Raw genomic sequence first — 21,877 nt, 5'->3', positions numbered from 1 at the left:
CGAAAGCCGGGCACTCGCAGCGACAACCACAGGCGCCGGGTGGGGACCCGGTGCCGAACATTCTTGCCAGTGCGGCGGGCTTTTGGCCGCACTTTTCACATGCGCGCGCGGAAGGGGGAGGATGTACTCATGCAGCCTAGGAACATGTCCATGAGCGGCGTCGTCGACCTTGCCGCGGTGAAGGCGGCCGGTGAGGCCAAGGCCAAGGCGGAGCAGGCCCGCGCCGAGTCCGCCCGGCAGGGCGGCGGCGGTGCCGTGTCCCCTGCCAGCCTCGTGATCGACGTCGATGAGGCCGCCTTCGAGCGCGACGTCCTCCAGCGCTCCACCGAGGTCCCGGTCGTCATCGACTTCTGGGCCGAGTGGTGCGAACCGTGCAAGCAGCTCAGCCCGCTCCTGGAGCGGCTGGCCACCGAGTACAACGGCCGCTTCGTGCTGGCCAAGGTCGATGTCGACGCCAACCAGATGCTGATGCAGCAGTTCGGGGTCCAGGGCATCCCGGCCGTGTTCGCGGTGGTGGCGGGACAGGCGCTGCCGCTCTTCCAGGGTGCGGCCCCGGAGGCGCAGATCCGCCAGACGCTGGACCAGCTGATCCAGGTCGCCGAGGAGCGCTTCGGTCTCACCGGTGTCACGGTCGACGGGGACGCGACGGCCGAGCCGGCCCCCGCCGCGGTGCCGGCGGGTCCGTACGACGCCCTGCTGGAGGCGGCCGTGCAGGCGCTGGACGCCGGCGACTTCGGCGGCGCCGTCCAGGCCTACAAGAACGTGCTCTCCGACGACCCCGGCAACAGCGAGGCCAAGCTGGGCCTCGCGCAGGCCGAACTGCTGGCCAGGGTGAAGGACATGGACCCGCAGAAGGTGCGCCAGGAGGCCGCCGAGAACCCGTCCGACGTGGCGAAGCAGATCGCCGCGGCCGACCTCGACCTGGTCGGCGGTCATGTGGAGGACGCGTTCGGCCGGCTCGTCGAGGCGGTGCGCCGCACCGTGGGCGAGGACCGGGACGCCGCGCGGGTGCGTCTGCTGGAGCTGTTCGAGGTCGTCGGTCCGGACGATCCGAGAGTGACGGCGGCGCGCTCGGCGCTGGCACGCGTGCTCTTCTGATCGGATGTTTGAAATGCTTGTGCGGAAGGTACGGTTCCGCCTGGTGTGACGGATTTGCGGCGGCGGCGTCTGTGGGATGCCGCCGCCGTTTTGGCGACACAGTGACAAAACGCGGCTCCGCTTTACCAAAACTTGGCAATCGCACGCGGTGTTACTCGCAGTAAATCAACCCGTATGTTCTGTCCGCTTATTGGCGGCAATTTCCCCCTCCCGCTCACCCCCTGGCTCCACCCTGCGTGGCCACCCGACATCAGCCGGTCGTTGCGTGGTTATCAGGCCGTTACTAGTGGGTAACGAAGCCTCTTGTGCCGCGGCCTGGAATGGACCACGATCGGCCACGCTCGGTCCAATACCGCACCAGCCCGGCCCCCAGCCGTGCCGCGGGGTGTTGGGTCCCCACCGAGTCGACCGGCGGCAGTGGCGCCGGTCGCGGACAGGGGGGTTCCTGCTCAACGGCGGGGCCTGTCCGGCAGGTTGTGCGTGATGCGTCAGGCGCGACCAGTGGTTGTCGCTCGGGGGTGATCGCCGGTGTTTCGGACGCAGCAAGCGCCTGAAAGTACAGGCGCTCTCCTTCCCGAGGACGTAGCACTTCTCCCATCCCAGGCCGGACCTGAGGGTCCGGACCGGAGATGTACGTCCGAGAAGGAGGAAAGTCATGGAGTCAGGGACTCGGGGCGGAACCAGATGGAAGCGGTTCGCCCTTGTCATGGTGCCGAGTGTGGCCGCAACGGCTGCGATAGGCGTCGGTCTGGCACAGGGAGCGCTCGCAGCGTCCTTCGCTGTGTCCGGCCAGGAGTTCAAGGTCAAGGCCGGTCACCTCACGGGGCATGGCTTCGCGCAGTACGGCGGCGTGGACATGGGGTACGCCGACGTCAAGGGTGACGCGAAGACCGCGCACCCGGTGGCGATCTCGTCGTTCCAGAACGCCACGATCAACAACATGTGCCAGTCCGTGGTGACCGATGTGCCGTTCGTCGGCAAGGTCACACTGAAGCTGAAGGCCGGCGACAAGGAAGCGGTTCAGGCGAAGAACCTCTACCTCGACGTCTCCGAGCTGGACGCCGATGCGACGTTCACCAACATCGACATCGGCGTCGCGGCCAGGGACACGGCCGCGTCCAAGGGCGGTAAGGGCCCGGAGATCAAGCCGCGCGAGAACTACCTCGAGAACGGGTTCGCGCAGCAGGCCGAGGTCGCGGAGCTCGACGGTGTCGAGCAGAAGGCGTGGGCGACCACCGCCGGCACCTTCAAGCTCAGCGGTCTGAGCATGCGCCTGCTCAAGGGCTCGGGCGCCGGCATCGAGTGTTACTGACGGTCATCCCGTCAGGGCGGGCGGGGAAGCCTGTGGCAGCCTCGCCCGCCCGCCTTCTTCTTCACAGAGCAACGCCAGTTCCAGGGAGCTGTTTTCCATGAGCGCCGAGTCTGCAGTGTCACCGGGGCGGGACGAGCACTACCTTCGCGTCATTCGGCGGGGCTTCCGCACCTGGCGGGGGCAGCGGCCCTTCTGGGCAGGTCTGTTCACCGTGCTCGGCGGAATCCCCATCGCCTACTTCCCGTACGCGAGCTTCAAGCTCGGCCACATGACGCTCTCCATGTCGACGACCGCGGGCGCGGGCTCGCTGATCATCGGCGTGCTGCTGGTCACGCTGGGTCTGACGCTCTGGCTCCAACCCATCGTCAGGGTATTTGCGGGTGTCGCCACGATTTTGCTGGCACTGATCTCGATTCCGATCGCCAACCTGGGCGGCTTCGTGATCGGCTTCCTGTTCTCCCTGATCGGCGGTGCACTCGCGCTCTCGTGGGTGCCGGAGAAGAAACCTGTCGCCCAGTCGGCCCCGGCCGAGGAGCCGGAGCCCACGCCCGACCCCGCACAGGCACCCGTAGCGGAGCAGTGGGACACGTACGGCGTGGACACGCACAAGACCATTGACGAAGGCAACGGCGGGAGGAACAGTGCCGGGTGATGTCACACCGCTGACCACGGCTGGAGGCGATGGCACGCAGCCGAGAAAGGGGCCGCGGCACGCGGCCCCCCGCAAGTCGCTGCTGACCAAGCTCCAGATGCCGGCCGGCAAGGCAATAGCCCTGGCTGCGATGCCGACCGCCGTGTTCGTGGGCATGGGGCTCACCCCGAAGCTGGCACTGGCCGAGGACAAGGACATTCCGTTCGCCCCCGGGCCGTGTGTGACCCGGTCGGACGAGCCCGCGGAATCCGAGTCCCCGAAGCCTTCCGACTCGGCGAAGCCGTCCGAGTCGCCGTCCCAGAAGCCCGAACCGACCGCGAGCGAGTCGGCCGCTGACAAGGACGAGCCGCAGCCGTCCGAGACGCCGTCGGCCGCCGACGCGGGCAAGACCGCACAGGCCGAGGCGCCCGTGGCGCAGGCGACTGAGGCGCCGACCGCGACCGAGACCAAGAACCCGCTGGACCCGCTGGGTCTCGGCGACGCGCTCAAGGACCTGTTCGACGGCCCCGACAAGGAGCCCACGGCCAGCCCCACGCCGACCGCTTCCGAGACCGCCAAGCCGACCGACGAGCCGACGGCGAAGCCGTCCGCGACTCCGTCCGAGGAGCCGTCCACCAAGCCCACCGACCCGGTCGACGGGACGGCGGACAAGGCCAAGGACGCCATCAAGGACGCGGCGGACAAGGCAGGTGCGACGACCGAGGAACTCGACGACGCGGTCAAGGGACTCGACCCCAAGAAGGACGAGGACATCCCGGACGGCGCCAAGCCGCGCTTCCCGTGTCCGACCTCGGACCCCAAGGCCATGGCCGCAGCGGACATGGAGCAGGGCATCCCGCTGCTCCCGGACGACCCGTGGATCCTTGAGAGCTCGAAGCTGACCCTGACGGGCCTGGACTACAAGGGCATCGTCGAGGTGAAGACGGGCAGCGGCAAGGTCAAGAAGGTACTGAAGTTCACGGCTTCGGGCGTGGACATCAAGGACCTGCACCAGCTGGTGGTCGGCCCGAAGGGCACCACCTCGCACGTCGAGGCGAGGAAGGGCTCCACCTCGACGATCCGCAACGGCACAGTCACGATGTACACGGAGGAGCTGAAGGGCAACCTCTTCGGCCTCATCCCGATCACGTTCAGCCCACAGACGCCTCCGCCACTGAACGTCCCCTTCGCCTTCTTCACCAACGTGAAGGTGACGCAGGCGGGCCAGTTCGGTGGGACGCTGACGGTGCCCGGTCTGCACAACTACTTCACCGGTGGCAGCATCTGATCTTCCGGGAGCCGCGGAAAGGGCTGTGGGCCGCACCCTCAGGGGTGCGGCCCACAGTCGTGTGGCTGACGGTCAGTAACTCACGGGCAGTCGTGGTGGATGTACTGGTCGATGTCGAGTGACGCATGCGCGGAACTCAGCCACTCGATCAGGCGAGGCCCCAGGAAGATCCCCTTGGCCGCGGTGCTCTCGATGTCTTCGATCCGCTGCACGATGACGAGGGACACCTCGGCGCCGTTTCCGGCGAGTTCTCCGAGCGCGGTGGCGAAGCCGGGCCCCCAGCCGAGGACGACGGGTTCGAGATCCTCCGGCCGTGCTTCAGGAACCGGGGCTTCCGCATGCCGTATCCACGAGGTGAACGCGCGCGGAGGGTGCTCCGGACGGCGGCGGCTGCCGACGGCGTGCGCCTCGTCCGGTCGTACACCCAGCCGTTCGGTGATGTCCTCCGGCGTCAGAGTGCCGCTGACCACGCGCACGTACATCCGGAACACGCTCACGGCAGATACCTGACGTTGGTCACGATCATGCCTACTCCGTCCTTGGTCAGCAGAATGATGCGGTTCATGTTGTCCCGGAACGCGTCGAAGCGGGACACGCCCCTTCCGACGTACCCCTCCTTGAACGAGTGCGCGTCCTCGTCGATCGTCTTGAGTGCCTTCTCCAGCTGCTTCTCCCTGATCTTCACCAGCGAGCCCCGGTTGATCTCTTCCGGTGAAGGGATTTCACCCGGGATGTAGCTGCAGGAGGGGGCGCGTACGCCCATGGCGACCATGCCCGAGGAGGCAGGTGCGCCGACGAACGCGGCAGTTCGCACACCTGACTTCGCCGCCGCGGCAGCCGGCACCCGGCGGCACTCGGGAGTCTTGCGGACGCGCTCGATGATCTTCCGGAACTGTGTGACGAGGCGCTTGCCCGCTTCAGCCTTCTCGAAGAAGTGCACGACGCCGCTGCTCACCCTGACAATCGCCTTGGAGACTGCCGGAATCTTGCCGAGTACGGCCACCAGGCTCGCGACATCGACGAGCGCCCACAGGCAGCTCTCGATGTCACCCTGTCCGAAGCAGCGCCTGACGTTGTTGACGCCCAGAACCTCGAGCAGGATGTCCGCGCCATTGGCCTTGATCCAGTCGACGACGTCCGCGTTGCCGTCGGCCATGGCCTGGCGGTACTGATCCACGCACTTCTGACCGCACTCCTTGAGGAGGATCGCCTCCTCATCGGCGGACAGCGGCTGACCGGGACCTCCCTGGACGCCGGTGCTTCCGGCTTCCATGGCCTTGCGGCGGTCCTCCTCCATCGCCTTGCGCTCGGCCTCTTCGGCGCGGTCGGCCGCGGCATCCGCGTCCTTGGCCGCTCCGTCGGCATTCGTCGCGGCTTCGTCCGCCGCCGTCGCGTCCTTCTCCGCCTGGGTGGCGGTGTCGCGGGCGCTCGATGCGTCCGCCTCGGCGGCGCTCGCCGACGACCGGGCACTGGCCGCGTCGCGCTCGGCCTCGGTGGCCTCGCGGTCTGCCGCCGCGGCCTCGGTCTCGGCGTCGTTCGCCGCGAATCCCGCGTATACGGCGTCGGTACCGGCCTGTTGGTCGTACTTCTGGGCGTTGGCATCGGCCTTCTTGGCGGCAGCTGCCGCCTTCTCGGCTTCCGCCGCCGAGGCACGAGCCGCCGCGACGGACTGCAGGGCCTTGGCCGCGTCCGCCGCTGCCGCCGCCGCGGCCTGTGCCGCGATCTTCGCGTCTCCGGCTGCCTTGTCCGCGAGAGCCTTCGCATCGGCGGCGGCCTTCGCGGCTTCGTCGGACTTCGCCTTGGCTGCGGCGGCCTGCTGCTCGGCCATCGTCTTCGACGTCTGCCCGACGAGGACCGCGAAGGCGGCGGAGGAGTCCGCTTCCTGGTAGGGGGCGCCGATGGAGATGGCCTCGTTGGCCGCCTTGGTCACAGCGGTCGCCGCGTCACGTGCGGCGGTGGCGGCCTGACCGGCGGCGAAGGCGAAACCGGCCGTCTTGGCGGCCCAGGCCGCGGTCTTGGCCGCCTCCTCCTTCGCTCCCGTAGCCTCCTGGCGCGCCTTGACGGCCGCGGCCTGGGCCTTCTTCGCCTCGGCCTCGGCGTTCCTGGCGTTCGTCTTGGCAGCCGCTGCCGCATCGATTGCATCGGCCGCGGCCGCATGTGCCGTCGCCGCCGCCGCATGTGTGGTCAAGTACGCCGACCACGCGCTGTCGGCGGCCGCACGCGAGCGGGAGGCCGCGCCCTCGGCACGGGTCGCCGCTGCGCGTGCGTTCACGGCCGCGGTGGACGCCTCGTTGGCCGCGGTACGGGCCCGACTCGCCGCCGACGAGGCCTCATTGGCGGCGGTACGCGCCTCTGTCGCCGCCTGCCGGGTCTCGGCCGCGGCGGCTGTGCCCTCGGCCGCAGCCGCAGCGGACTCAAGTGCCGCGGCCCTGGCCGCACTTGCCTGCTTGTTGCGCTCCGCTTCCTGGGCCTTGTCCCGTGCCAGATAGGCACGGCCCTCGGCGGCTTCGGCCGCATCACGCTTGTCGCTCGCCGTCGCCCCGGCGGATTCGGCCGCCGAGCGAGCCCGGCCCGCCGCGTCGCGTTCCGTCTGGGCCCGCTGCTCGGCGGCCGCGGCCTTCTCACGCTCACGCGTGGCGTTGGCGTGCTCCCGCGCCGCGTTCGCCTTCTCCTTCTCGGCGATCCCGCGCTGCTTCTTCGCCTCGGCCGCGCCCGTCTGCGCGGTTTTCTCCGCGGCCTCCGCCGTGGCCTGCGCGGTCTTCGCCTTCGCGGCGTTGGCCGCGGCTTCCTTCGCCTGCGCGTCCGCCGCGGCAGCCGCCGCCTTCGCCTGAGCAGCAGCCTCCTGCGCCGCGGCCTTGCGGAACTCGGTGTTCAGCGCGTGCGACTGCGTCTGGGCGAGCGCCAGCAGCGCCTGGCTGTCGGCTGCCGTCGCCTTGGCCGCGTTGGACGCGGTCAGGGCCGTCTTCGCGGCCGCCTGCGTGGCCGCGTACGACGCCTTGGTGACCTGCACCGACTGCTGGCCGTACATGAGTCCGCGGCCACGGGGGGTCTTGGCCGCGTCCGCGATGCCCCAGGCGGCGGTCTGCGCGGCGGCGGCCTTGTCCGACGCCGTCTTCGCCGCAGTCACGGCCTTGTCGGCGATCGGGACCTGAGCAGCCGCGGCCTTGCGGGCGGCAGTCAGGTCGGCCGCGGCCTTGGTGAACACCTCCTTCTTGGGGCGCAGGATGCTGTCCGGCCGGGCGGCCCAGTACTTCTGCCAGTACAGGATCTGGTCGGCCTGCCACGCCTGCCGGATGGCCTCGACCATCGCCTCCGTGGCGGCGCGGGCCTGCTTGGCAGCCTCCATCTCCGCCGCGACGATCTCGCCGCGCTGCTTCGCCTGGGACGCGTACTCCGCCTCCCACTCGGCGTGGGCCTGGAGCACAACGCCGGAGAGGGCTCGGTAGTGGTCGATGGGGTTCGCGCTGTCGCAGACCGCCCACGCGACCTTCAGCTGCTCGACCTCGGCCCGGAACTCCGGCGAGTCCGGCTCCGGAGCCTTCTTGAGGAAGCCACCGAACCGCAGGAAGGTGGCGATGTCATTGGCGGAGCCCGGCGTGCCCTTGCCGGCGACGCCGAACAGCTCTTCGCCCGCGAAGGGCTTGTACGCAGCACCGAAGCTGTCGTCAGTGGTGTCGAAGGCCTCGAAGACCTCCTTGGCTTTGTCCAGGGAGGCCTTGCCGGGCAGCGGCTTGGCCTCCTCGAACGTCTTGTAGTAGAGGTCACGCTGCTTGCCGAAGGTGAAGGCGAGGATGTCCCCGCCGAACTCCGGCGCGTGGTAGTCCCGTCCGCCCGAGGAGTTCTCGGAGGCGTAGGGCTTGTTTGTTTCATTGAGCTTGGCCTGGCGGGCCTTGAAGGAGTCGGCGTAGGTGTTGCCGGCCTCCTTGTCCCGGTCCATGGCCTGCCCGACCGGGCCGAAGCTCCAGTCCTTGATCGCCGCGTGGACATCCGCGTCCGTCCCCGACAGGGCGGTATTCGCGACGGTCTTCATCTCCGGACCGCCGTAGTGCACGCCCCGCGACACTTGGCAGCGGTCCTTTCGGGCCTGCGCGCCCAGACTGATCCGTACCGTCCGCTGGTATGGATCGGTCGGATTGTCCCCGGGCTCGTCCGCCTGGGCGGGTACCGCGTACACCAGGCCCAGCAGGATCGAGGACGCGGTTGCCAGTGCGGTGCCGGCGATTCCCCGTGCCAAGGCGCGTCTCGCGCGTCTGTTTCTTGGCAGCATTCTTTTTCGCACTTCTCAGCCTGTCTTCTCGGCAAAAGGTCGGCCCAGGAAGGAAGCACGGAATAAGGGAACCCGGCTGGTCTGACGGGTCGTCAAAACCACTCTGGTCAGAGTGAAAAGCCCTCAGGGGCACCCATTGGGCACACCCTTCCCCCACCTTCCCCCCGAAGGCGAGTTGATCATTGCATGGGGGACCCGACGGGGAAAAGTGCCGTGGGCCGTCGCGCGGCGCTCATGTCGCACGGCGACTGGTGTCTCACCGGCTCGACGGCTGGGGTCATCCATGCGCCTCGGACGTCAACGAGAGGGCCGGCCTTCTCGCGGCTGAGCTGACAGCCAATGCTGTTCGGCACGGCCATGTCCCCGGGCGGGACTTCCACGCGAACAGGCGGTGGACGTCGATACGGACCTCGGGTTCCGGCTGTTGCTCCGGGCCGTGAAGCTCGGCCTCGGTGAGGACGTCGTCGACGACGGTGACTTCAACATCTGGTCGGACCTGGTGGACTGATGGCGCGCAGGTAGCGTCCTGAACGGGACACGCGTACGCCTGACTTCCGGGTCCTACCGCCTCACGGTCGAGCGGAACAGGTGACGGAGCTACGCCCGGCATTGCGGCCCGCACCCTACTGCCAAAGGTGCGGGTCGCCCTCCACGGCGGCCGTGACGAAGGCCGCGAAGGCGGCGGGGGTGACGGTGAGGGCGGGGCCGTCGGGGTTCTTGGAGTCACGGACGGCGATACGGCAGGGCTGGGCGGCGACCTCAATGCACTCGCCGCCGGTGCCTCCGCTGTACGTCGACTTGCGCCAGCAGGCGGCGCCGAGTGGGGCGCACTCGATGCAGTCGCCGCCAGTGCCTCCGCTATAGCTGGACTTACGCCACAGCGCTCCGGTCAGATCCTGGCTGGTCCCCATAACGTTCCTCCCGTACGCGGGCGATCAGTGCCGTCGAGTCCTCCACCGAGAGGGCCGCGGCCTGCAAATGATCGTAACGGTGGGCACAGTCCCTGGCGGTCTCCGGGTTGGCGGTCACATGAGCCGAGCCGTAGCTCTCGGCGTAGACGATATCCGGGTCTCCGTCGAACCTCAGGACAGTAAATGGCCCTACCGTCGCCGGGTGTTGACCGGCATCGAAGGGGAGCACCTGGATACGGACCTCACGCTGATCCCGGAAGCCCAACAAGTGGAGCAGTTGATTCCGCATGATGTCTCGACCGCCGAACGGCCGGTGAAGCACCGCTTCGTCCAGCACCACCCATACCAGCGGCGGGCGCTCCCGGTTCAGGATGCGCTGGCGCTCCATCCTCGCGGCCACCGCCTCGTCGAGCCGGTCCGACCACCCAGCCTGGAGCACCGCACGCGCATAGTCGGGCGTCTGCAGCAGTCCGTACACCAACTGCGCCTGGAACGTGGAGATGTACGCGGCTCGCGCCTCCATCTCCGCATACGCCTGGAACCAGCTCGGCAACTGGCTCCGCAGCACCAGCCCCACCAGCCGCGAGAACACCCCGCCCGTCCCCAGCGCCGCGTCAACGCGCTCCGAGAAGTCCCGCGTCGGCACCTTCCGCGCGGTCTCGATCTGGCCGATGAGTGACGCCGTACAGAAGACACTGACGCCCAGCTCGCCCTGCTTCAGCCCGGCGTCCTCTCTCAGGCGGCGCAGTTCGGAGCCGTAGTAGTCCAGCGGTGATGCGCTGGGATCGAGGTCGCGGATGTTGACCACGCGGCGGTCACCCCCAAGCAAAGGCCTCGCGGCGTACGTTTCCGGTCATGGCCGAGCGTAACCGCGCCGCTCCACGCTGGTGACATGAATCAAGCAACTGAATGCCCACCAGCGGCGGTCGACGACTCCCGGGTGGCCCTCGCCTGAGGGCCAGAGAGTCGAGTGCCCCTGCTCGGGTGAGGTCGACCAGCCGCGCCCATCGGAAAGGCCCGAGGGCGGTACCCCCGACCAATCCGGGGTACCGCCCTCGCCATCTCCGCAGGCGCGTGGCCCTACTTCGCGTCGACGCCGCCCAAGTGGTGCACCCGCACCATGTTCGTCGTCCCCGGAACACCGGGCGGCGACCCCGCCGTGATGATCATGGTGTCGCCCTCGTTGAAGCGCTGCAGCTTCAGCAGCGCCGCATCCACCAGGTCGACCATCGCGTCCGTCGTCTCCACGAACGGTGCGAGGAAGGACTCCACGCCCCAGCTCAGAGTCATCTGGTTACGCGTGGACTCGTCCGTCGTGAAGGCCAGGATCGGCTGCTCCGCGCGGTAGCGGGAGAGCCGGCGGGCCGTGTCTCCGGACTGGGTGAAGGCGATCAGGGCCTTGCCGTCGAGGAAGTCCGCGATCTCGCAGGCGGCGCGGGCCACCGAACCGCCCTGCGTACGCGGCTTCTTGCCCGGGACCAGCGGCTGGAGGCCCTTGGAGAGCAGCTCCTCCTCCGCCGCGACCACGATCTTCGACATCGTCTTGACGGTCTCGATCGGGTAGGCGCCGACCGAGGACTCGGCGGAGAGCATGACGGCGTCCGCGCCGTCCAGGATCGCGTTCGCCACGTCCGACGCCTCGGCGCGCGTCGGGCGGGAGTTGGTGATCATCGACTCCATCATCTGGGTCGCGACGATCACCGGCTTGGCGTTGCGGCGACAGAGCTCGATGAGGCGCTTCTGCACCATCGGGACCTTCTCGAGCGGGTACTCGACGGCCAGGTCGCCGCGCGCGACCATCACGCCGTCGAACGCCATCACGACGTCCTGCATGTTCTCGACGGCCTGCGGCTTCTCCACCTTGGCGATGACGGGGACGCGGCGGCCCTCCTCGTCCATCACCTTGTGGACGTCCTTGACGTCGCTCGCGTCCCGTACGAAGGAGAGCGCGACCAGGTCGCAGCCCATCCGCAGGGCGAAGCGGAGGTCCTCGACGTCCTTCTCGGACAGGGCCGGGACATTGACCGCCGCGCCGGGCAGGTTGATGCCCTTGTGGTCGGAGATCACACCGCCCTCGACGACGATGGTCTTCACGCGGGGACCCACGACCTCGACGACGCGCAGCTCGACGTTGCCGTCGTTGATCAGGATCTGGTCGCCCTTGGAGACATCCCCGGGCAGGCCCTTGTACGTGGTGCCGCAGATGGACTTGTTGCCCTCGACATCCTCGGTGGTGATGGTGAACTCGTCGCCGCGGACCAGTTCGACCGGCCCCTCGGCGAAGGTTTCCAGACGGATCTTGGGGCCCTGGAGGTCGGCGAGCACGCCAACCGCGTGGCCGGTGTCCTCGGACGCCTGGCGGACGCGGTGATACCGCTCCTCGTGCTCAGCGTGGGTCCCGTGGCTCATATTGAAACGGGCCACGTTCATACCGGCCTCGATGAGCAGCTTCAGCTGATCGTACGAGTCGACGGCGGGGCCCAGTGTGCAGACGATTTTGGAACGGCGCATAAGGCGGATCCTATCGGTTTGTTTCTATGGGGAATATTCCGTCTGGTGGAATGTACAAATGGGCGGGCCGCCGCTCAGGCGTGGGCCCTTTATGCGCCCTTTATTCACCCTCGGGGGCGACCAGAGCGAAGGTCTGCCGGGCGATCTCCATTTCCTCGTCCGTCGGTACCACTGCCACCGCGACCCGTGCCGAAGCCGCCGAGATGATCCGTGCCTGGTCGGAGCGCTCGGCGTTGAGCTCCGGGTCCAGCGTCATCCCCAGCTCCTCCAGGCCGGCGATGGCAGCCTCGCGCACCGACGCCGCGTTCTCACCGACCCCGGCGGTGAAGGCGATCGCGTCCACCCTGCCGAGTACCGCGTAGTAGGCACCGATGTATTTCTTCAGACGGTGTATGTAGATCTCGAAGGCGAGCCGCGCCCGCTCGTCGCCCTCGTCGATCCGGCGGCGGATCTCCCGCATGTCGTTGTCGCCGCACAGACCCAGCAGACCGCTCTTCTTGTTGAGAAGTTCGTCGATATCGTCCGCCGACATTCCCGCGACCCGCTTGAGGTGGAACGTAACCGCGGGGTCGATGTCACCGGACCGGGTGCCCATCACCAGGCCCTCCAGCGGCGTCAGCCCCATCGAGGTGTCGACGCACCGGCCGCCGGCCACCGCCGACGCGGATGCGCCATTGCCCAGGTGCAGCACGATGACGTTCACCTCGGACGGGTCCTTGCCGAGCAGGGCCGCGGTCTGGCGGGAGACATACGCGTGCGAGGTGCCGTGGAAGCCGTAGCGGCGGATCCGGTGCGCGTCCGCCGTCTCGACGTCGATGGCGTAACGGGCGGCCGACTCCGGCATCGTGGTGTGGAACGCGGTGTCGAAGACCGCGACCTGCGGCAGGTCCGGGCGCAGCGCCTGGGCGGTACGGATGCCGGTGATGTTCGCCGGGTTGTGCAGCGGAGCGACCGGGATCAGCCGCTCGATCTCCGCCAGCACCTCGTCGGTGATGACCGTCGGGGCCGTGAACTTCAGCCCGCCGTGCACCACCCGGTGGCCGATGGCGGCCAGTTCGGGGGAGTCGAGGCCGAGCCCGTCCTGCGTCAGCTCCTCGGCGAGGGCCTTCAGGGCCGCGCTGTGATCCGCGATCGAGCCGATGCGCTCGCGCTTGCCGCCGCCGGTCAGCGGGGTGTGCACGAGTCGCGATGTCTCCTCGCCGATGCGCTCGACGAGACCGACGGCCAGCCGGGAGGCATCGCGCATGTCCAGCAGCTGGTACTTCACCGACGAGGAACCGGAGTTGAGTACGAGGACACGATTGGCTCTCATGCGGGGAGCTCCTGACCCTGGGCCTGGATCGCGGTGATCGCGACCGTGTTGACGATGTCGCTGACGAGCGCGCCGCGCGACAGGTCGTTCACCGGCTTGCGCAGACCCTGCAGAACCGGCCCGACCGCCACGGCGCCGGCCGAGCGCTGCACGGCCTTGTAGGTGTTGTTGCCGGTGTTGAGGTCGGGGAAGATCAGCACCGTCGCCCGGCCCGCCACCTCGGAGTCCGGCAGCTTTGTCGCGGCGACGGACGGCGCGACGGCCGCGTCGTACTGGATCGGGCCCTCGATCCGCAGATCCGGGCGCGCCTCGCGCACCAGCTTGGTGGCCTCGCGCACCTTGTCGACATCGGCGCCGGAGCCGGAGGTGCCGGTGGAGTACGAGAGCATCGCGATCCGCGGCTCCACGCCGAAACGGGCCGCCGTCGCCGCCGACTGGACCGCGATGTCCGCGAGCTGCTCGGCGTTCGGGTCGGGGTTGACGGCGCAGTCGCCGTACACCAGCACTCTGTCGGCCAGGCACATGAAGAAGACGGACGAGACGACCGAGGCGTCCGGCGTTGTCTTGATGATCTCGAAGGCCGGGCGGATCGTCGCGGCCGTGGAGTGCACCGCGCCCGACACCATGCCGTCGGCCAGGCCCTCCTGAACCATCAGCGTGCCGAAGTAGTTCACGTCCGCCACGACGTCGTACGCCAGCTCCACCGTCACGCCCTTGTGGGCGCGCAGCTGCGCGTACCGCTCCGCGAAGCGCTGGCGCAGTTCGGAGGTCTGGGGGTCGATCAGCCGGCTGCCGCCGAGGTCGATGCCCAGGTCGGCGGCCTTCTTGCGGATGATCTCGGTGTCGCCGAGCAGGGTCAGATCGCAGACGTCGCGGCGCGCCAGCACATCGGCGGCGCGCAGTACCCGCTCCTCGGTGCCCTCGGGGAGCACGACGCGGCGGCGGTGGGCGCGGGCCTGCTCGAGGAGATCGTGCTCGAACATCATCGGGGTGACCCGGCCGCTGCGGGCCACCGCGAGCCGGGCCAGCAGCTCGCCGGTGTCGACATGGCGCTCGAACAGGCCGAGCGCCGTCTCCGCCTTGCGCGGCGTGGAGGCATTCAACTTGCCTTCAAGTCCGAAGAGTTCGGTCGCGGTCGGGAAGCTGTTGCCGGGGACGGAGACCACCGGGGTGCCGGGTGCGAGCCGGGCGGCGAGCGTCAGTATCTCCTCGGTCGGCCGCTCGTTCAGCGTCAGCAGTATGCCCGCGATGGGCGGGGTGCCCGCCGAGTGCGCGGCCAGCGCGCCCACCACGATATCGGCGCGGTCCCCGGGGGTGACCACCATGCAGCCGGGCGTCAGCGCGTTCAGGAGGTTCGGCAGCATCGCACCGCCGAAGACGAAGTCGAGCGCGTCCCGGGCCAGGCCCGAGTCGTCGCCGAGCAGCACGGTGCCGCCCAGGGCGTGGGTGATCTGGGCGACCGTGGGGGCCGCGAGCGCCGGCTCGTCGGGCAGCGCGTAGCAGGGGACCGGGAGGCGGGCCGCCAGCCGCTCGGCGATGCTCTCGCGCTCCGCGGGGGCGACCCGGTTGACGACCATGGCGAGGACGTTGCAGCCCAGGGCCTCGTACGCGCGGTGGGCGTTGCGTGTCTCGGCCCGTACCGCTTCGGCGGTCTGGCCCTTGCCGCCGACCACCGCGATCACAGAGGCGCCGAACTCGTTGGCGAGCCGGGCATTGAGCGCCAGCTCGTCGGGAAGCTGGGTGCCGGAGTAGTCCGTGCCGAGCACGATCACGATCTCGTAGTCCCGGGCGACGTGCAAAAAGCGCTCGACGATCCAGGAGACCAGCTCGTCGGTGCCCTTCTCGGCCTGCAGGGCCGCGGCCTCGTGATAGTCCATGCCACAGGCCGACTCAGGGTCCTGCGACAGCCGGTAGCGGGTCCGCAGCAGGTCGAACAGCCGGTCCGGTCCGTCGTGCACCAGCGGCCGGAAGACGCCCACCCGGTCCACCTGGCGGGTCAGGAGCTCCATGACTCCCAGCTCGACGACCTGCCGGCCGTCCCCGCGGTCGATCCCGGTCACGTACACGCTGCGCGTCACGCGTCCACTCCCGTCCATGCTGTCGCGTACGGAATGGGTGTTCCGCACAAAAGGGCCATATGGTCGTGCGTAAGGTGGTGTATACAAAAAAACCGCTCGGGGCGGCGCCGCCCTCTTGACAGTACCTCCGCGGGTGGCTAGGGCGCCCGCCGGGCGAGGCCGGATCCAAGGGCCCCGCGAGCGAGCACCAAGCGGCGTCCGGCCCAGTAGGCGCAGCGGCTGGGAGCGCGGGTTCCCCGAGGCCCGTGGAACAATCGAATCCGGGCTCACGTGTACCACTGACGGGCAGGAGACACAGCACAATGCGCATCGGAGTTCTCACGGCAGGCGGCGACTGTCCCGGCCTGAACGCAGTGATCCGGTCGGTTGTGCACCGCGCCCTCACCGGCCACGGCGATGAAGTCATCGGTTTCGAGGACGGGTTCAGGGGGCTGCTCGACGGCCACTACCGCATGCTCGACCTCAACGCGGTCAGCGGCATCCTCGCCCGCGGCGGCACGATCCTCGGCTCCACCCGCCTGGAGCGGAACAGGCTGCGTGAAGCCGCCGAGAACGCTTCGGAGTTGGCGAAGAAGTACGACCTGGACGCGCTCATCCCGATCGGCGGCGAGGGCACGCTCACCGCGTCCCGGATGCTCGCCGACGCGGGGATGCCCGTCGTCGGCGTACCGAAGACCATCGACAACGACATCTCGTCCACCGACCGCACCTTCGGCTTCGACACCGCCGTCACGGTCGCCACGGAGGCCATCGACCGCCTCAAGACCACCGCGGAGTCGCACCAGCGCGTGATGGTCGTCGAGGTCATGGGCCGGCACGCGGGCTGGATCGCGCTGGAGTCGGGAATGGCGGGCGGTGCGCACGGCATCTGTCTGCCCGAGCGGCCCTTCCAGATCGAGGACCTGATGAAGATGATCGAGGAGCGTTTCTCGCGCGGCAAGAAGTTCGCGGTCATCTGCGTCGCGGAGGGCGCGCACCCGGCCGAGGGCTCGATGGACTACGGGAAGGGCGAGATCGACCAGTACGGCCACGAGCGTTTCCAGGGGATCGGCAACCGCCTGGCGTCGGAGCTGGAGAGGCGGCTCGGCAAGGAGGCGCGGCCGGTGATCCTCGGGCATGTGCAGCGCGGCGGCACGCCGACGGCGTACGACCGGGTGCTCGCGACGCGCTTCGGCTGGCACGCGGTGGAGGCGGTGCACAGCGGGGAGTTCGGGATGATGACCGCGCTGCGCGGCACGGACGTGCTGATGGTGCCGTTGGCACAGGCGGTCACCCGGCTGAAGACCGTGCCGGAGAACCGGATGTTGGAGGCGGAGTCGGTCTTCTGACCCCGCGCCCGAAACGACGAGTGGCCCTGATCGCACCCCCCGTGGGCGATCAAGGCCACTCGCGCTTCCCCCGTCCATTTCCGCCGCGGATGGCGCAGATCACTCTTGAGCGAAGTGGCGTGAATGGCAAGGCTGTTGCGTGTCCGGGACATGTCCCAGCTCTGTCCCAGCACGTGAAGTGGAGAGGGAGGGACGCATGGCCTCAGCCGGGCAGAGCGCTCCGGATCCGGAACTGGCCCAGAACTCCGCCGAGTTCGTCGCCCAGATGCAGGCGCTCAAGGAGTGGTCGGGCCTGACCTACCGGGAGTTGACGGCCCGGGCCGACGCTGCCGGTGACGTACTGCCGCGCTCGACCGTCGCCAATATGCTCAGCCGCTCCACGGCGCCGCGCGAGGAGCTGGTGGCGGCTTTTGTGCGCGCCTGCGGCTGCGGCCCCGGGGCGACCGAGACCTGGCTGCGCGTCCGCAAAGAGCTCACCCGGCGGGAACGGCAGTCCCTGGACGTGCCTGAGTACGGCGTCGGCGACATGGAGCCGGGCCCCGGCGCCGAGGAGCCCCCGCCGGCACAGCCGCGCAGGCCCTGGCTGGTCCGCGCCGCGCTGCCGTCGGCCGTCGCGGCGCTGGGCGTGGTCGCGCTGGCGGTGACGCTCGCGACCCACGACTTGGACGATTCGAAGGAGGAGGGCAAGAAGCAGCGGCCGAGCTCGGCGAAGACGGAGAAGCCGATGACCTACCTGCCGCCGGGCCCTCCCCGGCCCGGGCGCCTGCAGATCAAGGCCGTCCACTCGGGGCTGTGCCTGGCGGAGGACGGCGGGCAGAACGGTCAGCTCTACCAGCAGCCGTGCGCCCCCGGCACGATCCCGCGCTTCTCCCTGAAGCAGGTCGGGCCCGGCTGGCGGATCGTGACCTTCCACGAGAAGTACGGCGAGGGCTGCACCGGCGTCATGGAGAAGTCGACGGAGATCGGCGCCCCCGTCGAGGACCAGGAGTGCGGCAAGCGTGGCCCGGCCGAGGCCTTCCGCTTCGAGCCGGTCGGCACGCCGGTACGCGGCTACCGGCTGCGGCCTGTGCACACCGGCCTCTGCGCCGGGGTGGAGAACGCCGTCACCAGGCCTGGCGCCGAGATACGCCAGCTGGCCTGCACTCAGGACGCGAAGGGCCAGCTGTTCGCGTTCGAGCGCGAGGCGGGTACGCCGTAACCGCGCGGCAGGCGCGGCACGCCCCGCCAGGGCAGCGCTAGGCGCGGGCCAGCGCCCAGAAGTGCTCGACGATCCGGTCCAGGAACTCCCGGCCCGGCTCACCGGTGTCCTGAGAGGCCGTGCCCCAGCTGAGCGTCGCCACCATCCGGGACTGGTAGTCCGAGTGCAGCTGCTCCAGTACGTCCTCGATGTGCTCCCGGTCCATCGGCAGCATCTTCGCCACCGGGCGCACATACGCCTGCCAGCGCGCCTTCACCGCGTCCCGCAGCACCTCCGCGAGCTCGGGGTCCCGCCCGGTGGCCATCAGCAGCTCGCGCGGCCCCAGGCCCAGCACCTCGGCGAGCAGGGCCGTCTGCCGCTCATTGCCGCGCCAGCGCCCGGTCTGCTCCATGCGCAGATACGCACCCGCTTCCATGCCCACCCGCCGCGCCAGGTCGTCGGGCGCGAACCCGCGCGACATCCGGTGTTCGCGCAGGGTGGTCGCCTCGGTGAGCAGATCTGTCGGCGCACACCACAACACCCCGGCGAGCGCGGTGAGCTCACGCGAGCCGGGAGCGGCGAGTCCCCGTTCCCAGGAGACCACCGTGTCGGGTGAGACGTGCAGCCCGTACTGCGCGCGCAGACCGTACGCGACATGGCCGGGAGCCATACCGAGGGCCTCGCGCAGTCGGCGCGCGGCGGGGGCGTTGAAGGGCGGGGACGGGGTGTGGTGCACGCGGCCACGCTAGAGGGCGAAGAGGCGCGGCGACTACGGTGCGTTCACCCAACGCCACTTGTCGTAGGAAGGTATGAGCTGATCGCTACCGTTTGGTAACGTCGCGTGAGGGATCATGCTGCCGAGAGGGATGCCCGGCCGTCAACCCTTGACCGCGCCACCCAGCGCGAAGCCGCCGCCCAGCCTGCGGGCGATCAGCACATACAGCACCAGCACCGGCGCCGAGTACAGGATCGAGAACGCCGCGAGCTGGCCGTAGATCACCGAGCCGTAGTTGCCGAAGAAGGTGAAGATCGAGACGGACGCGGGCAGTTGCTCGGGGCTCAGGATCAGCATGAACGGTACGAAGAAGTTCCCCCAGAGCTGGATGAAGGTGTAGATCGTCACCACGGTCAGACCCGGGCCCATCAGCGGCAGTACCACCCTGACCAGCGTCTGCAGACTCGATGCGCCGTCCGTCCAGGCCGCCTCCTCCAGTACCAGCGGGACGCCGTCCATGAAGTTCTTCATCAGCCAGATGGCGAACGGCAGGGAGGAGGCGGCGAGGAAGAGGCCCGTGCCGTACATCGTGTCGATCAGATCGACCTGTACGAACAGGCCGTAGACCGGGACCATGATCGCGGTGATCGGCAGACATGTCGTGAACAGGATCGTCAGCAGATACGAGCGCCCCCAGCGCGATTGGTGGCGCGAGAGCGGATACGCGGCGAGTGCCGCGCAGAGAACCGTCAGCAGGGTCGCGCCGCCGCACAGCAGCAGGCTGTTGAGCATCGGAGTGAAGGTGATCTCGTCGGTCAGCACCGCGTCGAAGTTGTCCGCGGTGACCGACGAAGGGGCCCGCAGGCGCAGGTCCGCCTCCGTGTCCAGCGAGGCCAGCACCAGCCAGATCAGCGGCAGCGCGAAGGCCGCCGCGGTCAGCAGCAGGGCGGCGTCGGCAGTGAGCCGGGTCCGGGTGGTCCGGCGCATCACAGTTCCACCTTCATCAGACGCAGATAGACGACCGAGAAGAGCGAGCCCACCAGCAGAAGCAGCAGCGCCACCGCCGTGCCGTAGCCGATCAGGCTCTTCAGGAACGCCTGGTCGTACATGAACACCGGCAGCGTCTGGCTGCGGTTGCCGGGTCCGCCGCGTGTCATCGCCCAGATCAGGCCGAAGACCGACAGCGTGGAGAGCGTGTTCAGCATCAGATTCGTGCCGATGGAGCGGCGGATCATCGGCAGCGTGATGTGCCAGACACGACGCGGGCCGCTCGCCCCGTCGACCTCCGCCGCCTCCGTGATCTCGCGCGGGATCTCGGCGAGCGCGGCCGAGTAGATCAGCATCGAGAAGGCGGTCCCGCGCCAGACGTTGGCGAAGGACACGGCCAGGATCGGCAGCGTGAACAGCCAGTTCTGGGAGGGCAGTTGGAGCCAGTCGAGCAGGGCGTTCAGCGTCCCCTCGCGGCGGAAGAAGATGTACAGCAAAAACGCCGCGACGATCTCCGGCAGCACCCAGGCCGTGATCACGAGGGTGCCGGTAAGGGTCCGGACGGGACGGGACGCGGCCCTCATCAGACCGGCCAGCGCCAGGCCCAGGGTGTTCTGGCCGAGCACCGCGGAGACAAAGGTGAAGACGAGCGTGAGCCAGACGGCGTTACGGAAGTCGTCGTCCGCGAACGCCCGGCGGAAGTTGTCCAGGCCCACGAAGCCGGAGCCGGACGCGCCCGTCAGCTGGGTGTCGGTGAAGGCGATCCAGACGCAGTAGCCGATCGGGCCGGCCAGAAAGAGCAGCAGCAGGAGGGTGGCGGGGGCGATCGGCGCCCACCGCCAGGGCCCCCTTCTCGCCGTGCTCACCTGGTGACGACCGCGCCGTCGACGATGGTCTTCAGCTGGTCGTCGTACGCCTTCGCCGCGTCCTCGGCCGAAGCGTCACCCGTCGTCACCTTCTCCATCGCCTCGCCGATGGCCGAAGAGACCTGCGGATAGACGGGCAGCGCGGGCCGGTAGTGCGTGTACTGCACCAGCCCGGTGAAGAAGTCGATGCCCGGCATCGACTTGAGATACCTCGGATCGGCGGCGACGTCCTTGCGCACCGCGATCTGGGCGTCGACGATCGTCCACTCGACCGCATTCGCCCTGGCCTGCATCGTCTTGATGAACTCCCAGGCCAGCTCCGCGTTCTTGGACTTCTGCGGGATCGCCCAGGTCCAGCCGCCGGACATCGACACCTTGCCGGGGGCCTGGCCGTTCTGCGTCGGCATCGGGGCCCGGCCGAGCTTCCGCTCCCAGTCGGGCCATGCCTTGGGGCCCTTGTTCACCCAGTTCTGGCCCATCCACGATCCGTCGAGTGCGATCGCCAGCTTGCCCTCGGGCAGAAACTCGGTGGCCACACGGGTGTTGACGTTGGGGTCGAGGGCGTCGGAGACATCAGGGCCGAGCTTTTGCGCGTACACCGTCCGTACGAAGTCGAGCGCGTCCCTGAAGCCCTTGCTGCCCGTCACCCACTTTTTGGCGGCCGGGTCGTAGAGGGGGTCGGCGCCGGTGCCGTACACCAGCATCTCGAAGCCCTGCATCACGGCCGCCTCGCCGACTCCCTTGCCGGTGTAGACATTGAGCGGGATGACGCCGGGGACCTTCTGCTTGATGGCGCGGGCGGCGGTGAGGATCTCGGCCCAGCTCTTCGGCTGCCAGTTCGCGGGCAGGCCGGCCTTGGCGAAGATCTCCTTGTTGAACCAGAGGCCGCGGGTGTCCGTGCCGTCCGGGATGCCGTACGTCCTGCCGTCCTCGGCCTTGGCCGCGGCCTTCGCCGTGTCGGCGAACTGGCTCCACTGGGCCCATGTGCCGATGTAGTCGTCGAGCGGCTTCAGATACCCGGCCTTGATGTCGGAATTGATCCGGAAGGTGTCCTCGTAGACCAGGTCGGGCGCGGTTTTGGGGGAGCGCATCATCTGCTGCGCCTTGGTGGCGTAGTCGTTGTCCGGCGCCTGGATCGGGACGAGCTTGACCTTCTTGCCCGGGTGGTCCTTCTCGAACTGCTTCTTCATCGACTGAAGGAACTGGTCCTTGAAGCGGATGTTGTTGTCGGTCGAGCGGTTGTAGGCGACCTTGACGGTGTCGGCGCTGCTGCCGGAGCCGGCGCCGCAGGCAGTGAGCGAACCTGCGGCGAGCGCGGTGGCGAGGAATAAGAGTGGGGCGGTGGGGCGCACGGGCACGACCTCCTCTTCAGCCGTGGGGGCTGCCCGGAGAACGT

The 21,877-nt window shown here is 68.9% G+C and carries 17 protein-coding genes and 1 pseudogene; 7 read left to right on the top strand and 11 right to left on the bottom strand.

Going from position 1 to position 21,877, the window contains the following annotated elements; genetic code table 11:
- Positions 1 to 129 precede the first annotated feature (129 nt).
- From OG729_RS12300 to OG729_RS12285, 4 genes are all read left to right on the top strand, one after another.
- Positions 130 to 1,098 (top strand): tetratricopeptide repeat protein, encoded by a 969-nt coding sequence (locus tag OG729_RS12300; protein WP_360872106.1) that lies wholly within the window; start codon positions 130 to 132, stop codon positions 1,096 to 1,098.
- A 655-nt stretch (positions 1,099 to 1,753) separates the two neighbouring features.
- Positions 1,754 to 2,410 (top strand): DUF6230 family protein, encoded by a 657-nt coding sequence (locus OG729_RS12295; protein ID WP_360872103.1) that lies wholly within the window; start codon positions 1,754 to 1,756, stop codon positions 2,408 to 2,410.
- 97 nt (positions 2,411 to 2,507) lie between these two features.
- A complete protein-coding gene (locus OG729_RS12290) occupies positions 2,508 to 3,062 on the top strand; it encodes a DUF6114 domain-containing protein (protein WP_405805995.1) in 555 nt (184 codons plus the stop codon).
- The gene (locus OG729_RS12285; RefSeq protein ID WP_405805993.1) at positions 3,052 to 4,329 is read left to right on the top strand and encodes a hypothetical protein; all 1,278 of its coding nucleotides are present in this window, start codon (positions 3,052 to 3,054) and stop codon (positions 4,327 to 4,329) included. The genes OG729_RS12290 and OG729_RS12285 overlap by 11 nt, the downstream gene beginning before the upstream one ends.
- Before the next feature lie 80 nt (positions 4,330 to 4,409).
- On the opposite strand, the gene OG729_RS12280 is transcribed toward OG729_RS12285, so the two are convergent.
- Both OG729_RS12280 and OG729_RS12275 read right to left on the bottom strand, forming a co-directional pair.
- Positions 4,410 to 4,826 (bottom strand): DUF4279 domain-containing protein, encoded by a 417-nt coding sequence (locus tag OG729_RS12280; RefSeq protein WP_405805991.1) that lies wholly within the window; start codon positions 4,824 to 4,826, stop codon positions 4,410 to 4,412.
- Positions 4,823 to 8,563: a hypothetical protein gene (locus OG729_RS12275; protein WP_405805989.1), complete on the bottom strand. Its 3,741-nt coding sequence runs from the start codon at positions 8,561 to 8,563 to the stop codon at positions 4,823 to 4,825. Before OG729_RS12275 ends, OG729_RS12280 begins: the two co-directional genes overlap by 4 nt.
- Before the next feature lie 215 nt (positions 8,564 to 8,778).
- On the opposite strand from OG729_RS12275, the pseudogene OG729_RS12270 reads away from it, so the two are divergent.
- Positions 8,779 to 8,976, top strand: a pseudogene (locus tag OG729_RS12270) (ATP-binding protein); the annotation flags it as partial.
- 243 nt (positions 8,977 to 9,219) lie between these two features.
- Here the strand turns inward: OG729_RS12270 and OG729_RS12265 are convergent.
- From OG729_RS12265 to pta, 5 genes are all read right to left on the bottom strand, one after another.
- The gene (locus OG729_RS12265) at positions 9,220 to 9,507 is read right to left on the bottom strand and encodes a DUF397 domain-containing protein (RefSeq protein ID WP_405805988.1); all 288 of its coding nucleotides are present in this window, start codon (positions 9,505 to 9,507) and stop codon (positions 9,220 to 9,222) included.
- Complete coding sequence (locus tag OG729_RS12260) at positions 9,467 to 10,315, bottom strand: Scr1 family TA system antitoxin-like transcriptional regulator (RefSeq protein ID WP_405805986.1); 849 nt, start codon at positions 10,313 to 10,315, stop codon at positions 9,467 to 9,469. Before OG729_RS12260 ends, OG729_RS12265 begins: the two co-directional genes overlap by 41 nt.
- 272 nt (positions 10,316 to 10,587) lie before the next feature.
- A complete protein-coding gene (pyk, locus tag OG729_RS12255) occupies positions 10,588 to 12,018 on the bottom strand; it encodes a pyruvate kinase (protein ID WP_360872083.1) in 1,431 nt (476 codons plus the stop codon).
- Between the two features lie 100 nt (positions 12,019 to 12,118).
- Positions 12,119 to 13,330, bottom strand: coding sequence for an acetate kinase (locus tag OG729_RS12250; RefSeq protein WP_405805983.1), 1,212 nt, complete (start codon positions 13,328 to 13,330; stop codon positions 12,119 to 12,121).
- Positions 13,327 to 15,408 carry a phosphate acetyltransferase gene (gene pta / locus OG729_RS12245; RefSeq protein WP_360872077.1) on the bottom strand — a complete coding sequence of 694 codons (2,082 nt, stop codon included), beginning with the start codon at positions 15,406 to 15,408 and terminating at the stop codon, positions 13,327 to 13,329. Before pta ends, OG729_RS12250 begins: the two co-directional genes overlap by 4 nt.
- Before the next feature lie 302 nt (positions 15,409 to 15,710).
- On the opposite strand from pta, the gene OG729_RS12240 reads away from it, so the two are divergent.
- Positions 15,711 to 16,736, top strand: coding sequence for an ATP-dependent 6-phosphofructokinase (locus OG729_RS12240; protein WP_360872074.1), 1,026 nt, complete (start codon positions 15,711 to 15,713; stop codon positions 16,734 to 16,736).
- Positions 16,737 to 16,932: 196 nt separating this feature from the next.
- On the top strand, positions 16,933 to 17,934 hold the full coding sequence (locus OG729_RS12235; RefSeq protein ID WP_405805981.1) for an RICIN domain-containing protein: 1,002 nt from the start codon (positions 16,933 to 16,935) through the stop codon (positions 17,932 to 17,934).
- 37 nt (positions 17,935 to 17,971) lie between these two features.
- Here the strand turns inward: OG729_RS12235 and OG729_RS12230 are convergent, their stop codons facing one another.
- From OG729_RS12230 to OG729_RS12215, 4 genes are all read right to left on the bottom strand, one after another.
- Positions 17,972 to 18,649 carry a helix-turn-helix domain-containing protein gene (locus tag OG729_RS12230; protein WP_405805980.1) on the bottom strand — a complete coding sequence of 226 codons (678 nt, stop codon included), beginning with the start codon at positions 18,647 to 18,649 and terminating at the stop codon, positions 17,972 to 17,974.
- Between the two features lie 141 nt (positions 18,650 to 18,790).
- The gene (locus OG729_RS12225; protein ID WP_405805979.1) at positions 18,791 to 19,615 is read right to left on the bottom strand and encodes a carbohydrate ABC transporter permease; all 825 of its coding nucleotides are present in this window, start codon (positions 19,613 to 19,615) and stop codon (positions 18,791 to 18,793) included.
- Positions 19,615 to 20,481 carry a carbohydrate ABC transporter permease gene (locus OG729_RS12220; RefSeq protein WP_405805978.1) on the bottom strand — a complete coding sequence of 289 codons (867 nt, stop codon included), beginning with the start codon at positions 20,479 to 20,481 and terminating at the stop codon, positions 19,615 to 19,617. The genes OG729_RS12225 and OG729_RS12220 overlap by 1 nt, the downstream gene beginning before the upstream one ends.
- Positions 20,478 to 21,833 (bottom strand): ABC transporter substrate-binding protein, encoded by a 1,356-nt coding sequence (locus OG729_RS12215; RefSeq protein ID WP_405805976.1) that lies wholly within the window; start codon positions 21,831 to 21,833, stop codon positions 20,478 to 20,480. Before OG729_RS12215 ends, OG729_RS12220 begins: the two co-directional genes overlap by 4 nt.
- Between the last annotated feature and the right edge of the window lie 44 nt (positions 21,834 to 21,877).

The sequence above is a fragment of the Streptomyces sp. NBC_00210 genome (assembly GCF_045160975.1).
Taxonomy (GTDB): Bacteria; Actinomycetota; Actinomycetes; order Streptomycetales; family Streptomycetaceae; genus Streptomyces.
The sequence above is the reverse complement of the archived record's forward strand: the minus strand, read 5'-3'. Positions and strand labels throughout refer to the sequence as shown.

What these genes read in the sequence shown, in the direction of transcription:
- OG729_RS12300 (WP_360872106.1), top strand. Translation starts at nt 130, where the DNA reads ATGCAGCCTAGGAACATGTCCATGAGCGGCGTCGTCGACCTTGCCGCG.
- OG729_RS12295 (WP_360872103.1), top strand. Translation starts at nt 1,754, where the DNA reads ATGGAGTCAGGGACTCGGGGCGGAACCAGATGGAAGCGGTTCGCCCTT.
- OG729_RS12290 (WP_405805995.1), top strand. Translation starts at nt 2,508, where the DNA reads ATGAGCGCCGAGTCTGCAGTGTCACCGGGGCGGGACGAGCACTACCTT.
- OG729_RS12265 (WP_405805988.1), bottom strand. Translation starts at nt 9,507, where the DNA reads ATGGGGACCAGCCAGGATCTGACCGGAGCGCTGTGGCGTAAGTCCAGC.
- pyk (WP_360872083.1), bottom strand. Translation starts at nt 12,018, where the DNA reads ATGCGCCGTTCCAAAATCGTCTGCACACTGGGCCCCGCCGTCGACTCG.
- OG729_RS12250 (WP_405805983.1), bottom strand. Translation starts at nt 13,330, where the DNA reads ATGAGAGCCAATCGTGTCCTCGTACTCAACTCCGGTTCCTCGTCGGTG.
- OG729_RS12240 (WP_360872074.1), top strand. Translation starts at nt 15,711, where the DNA reads ATGCGCATCGGAGTTCTCACGGCAGGCGGCGACTGTCCCGGCCTGAAC.
- OG729_RS12235 (WP_405805981.1), top strand. Translation starts at nt 16,933, where the DNA reads ATGGCCTCAGCCGGGCAGAGCGCTCCGGATCCGGAACTGGCCCAGAAC.
- OG729_RS12225 (WP_405805979.1), bottom strand. Translation starts at nt 19,615, where the DNA reads ATGCGCCGGACCACCCGGACCCGGCTCACTGCCGACGCCGCCCTGCTG.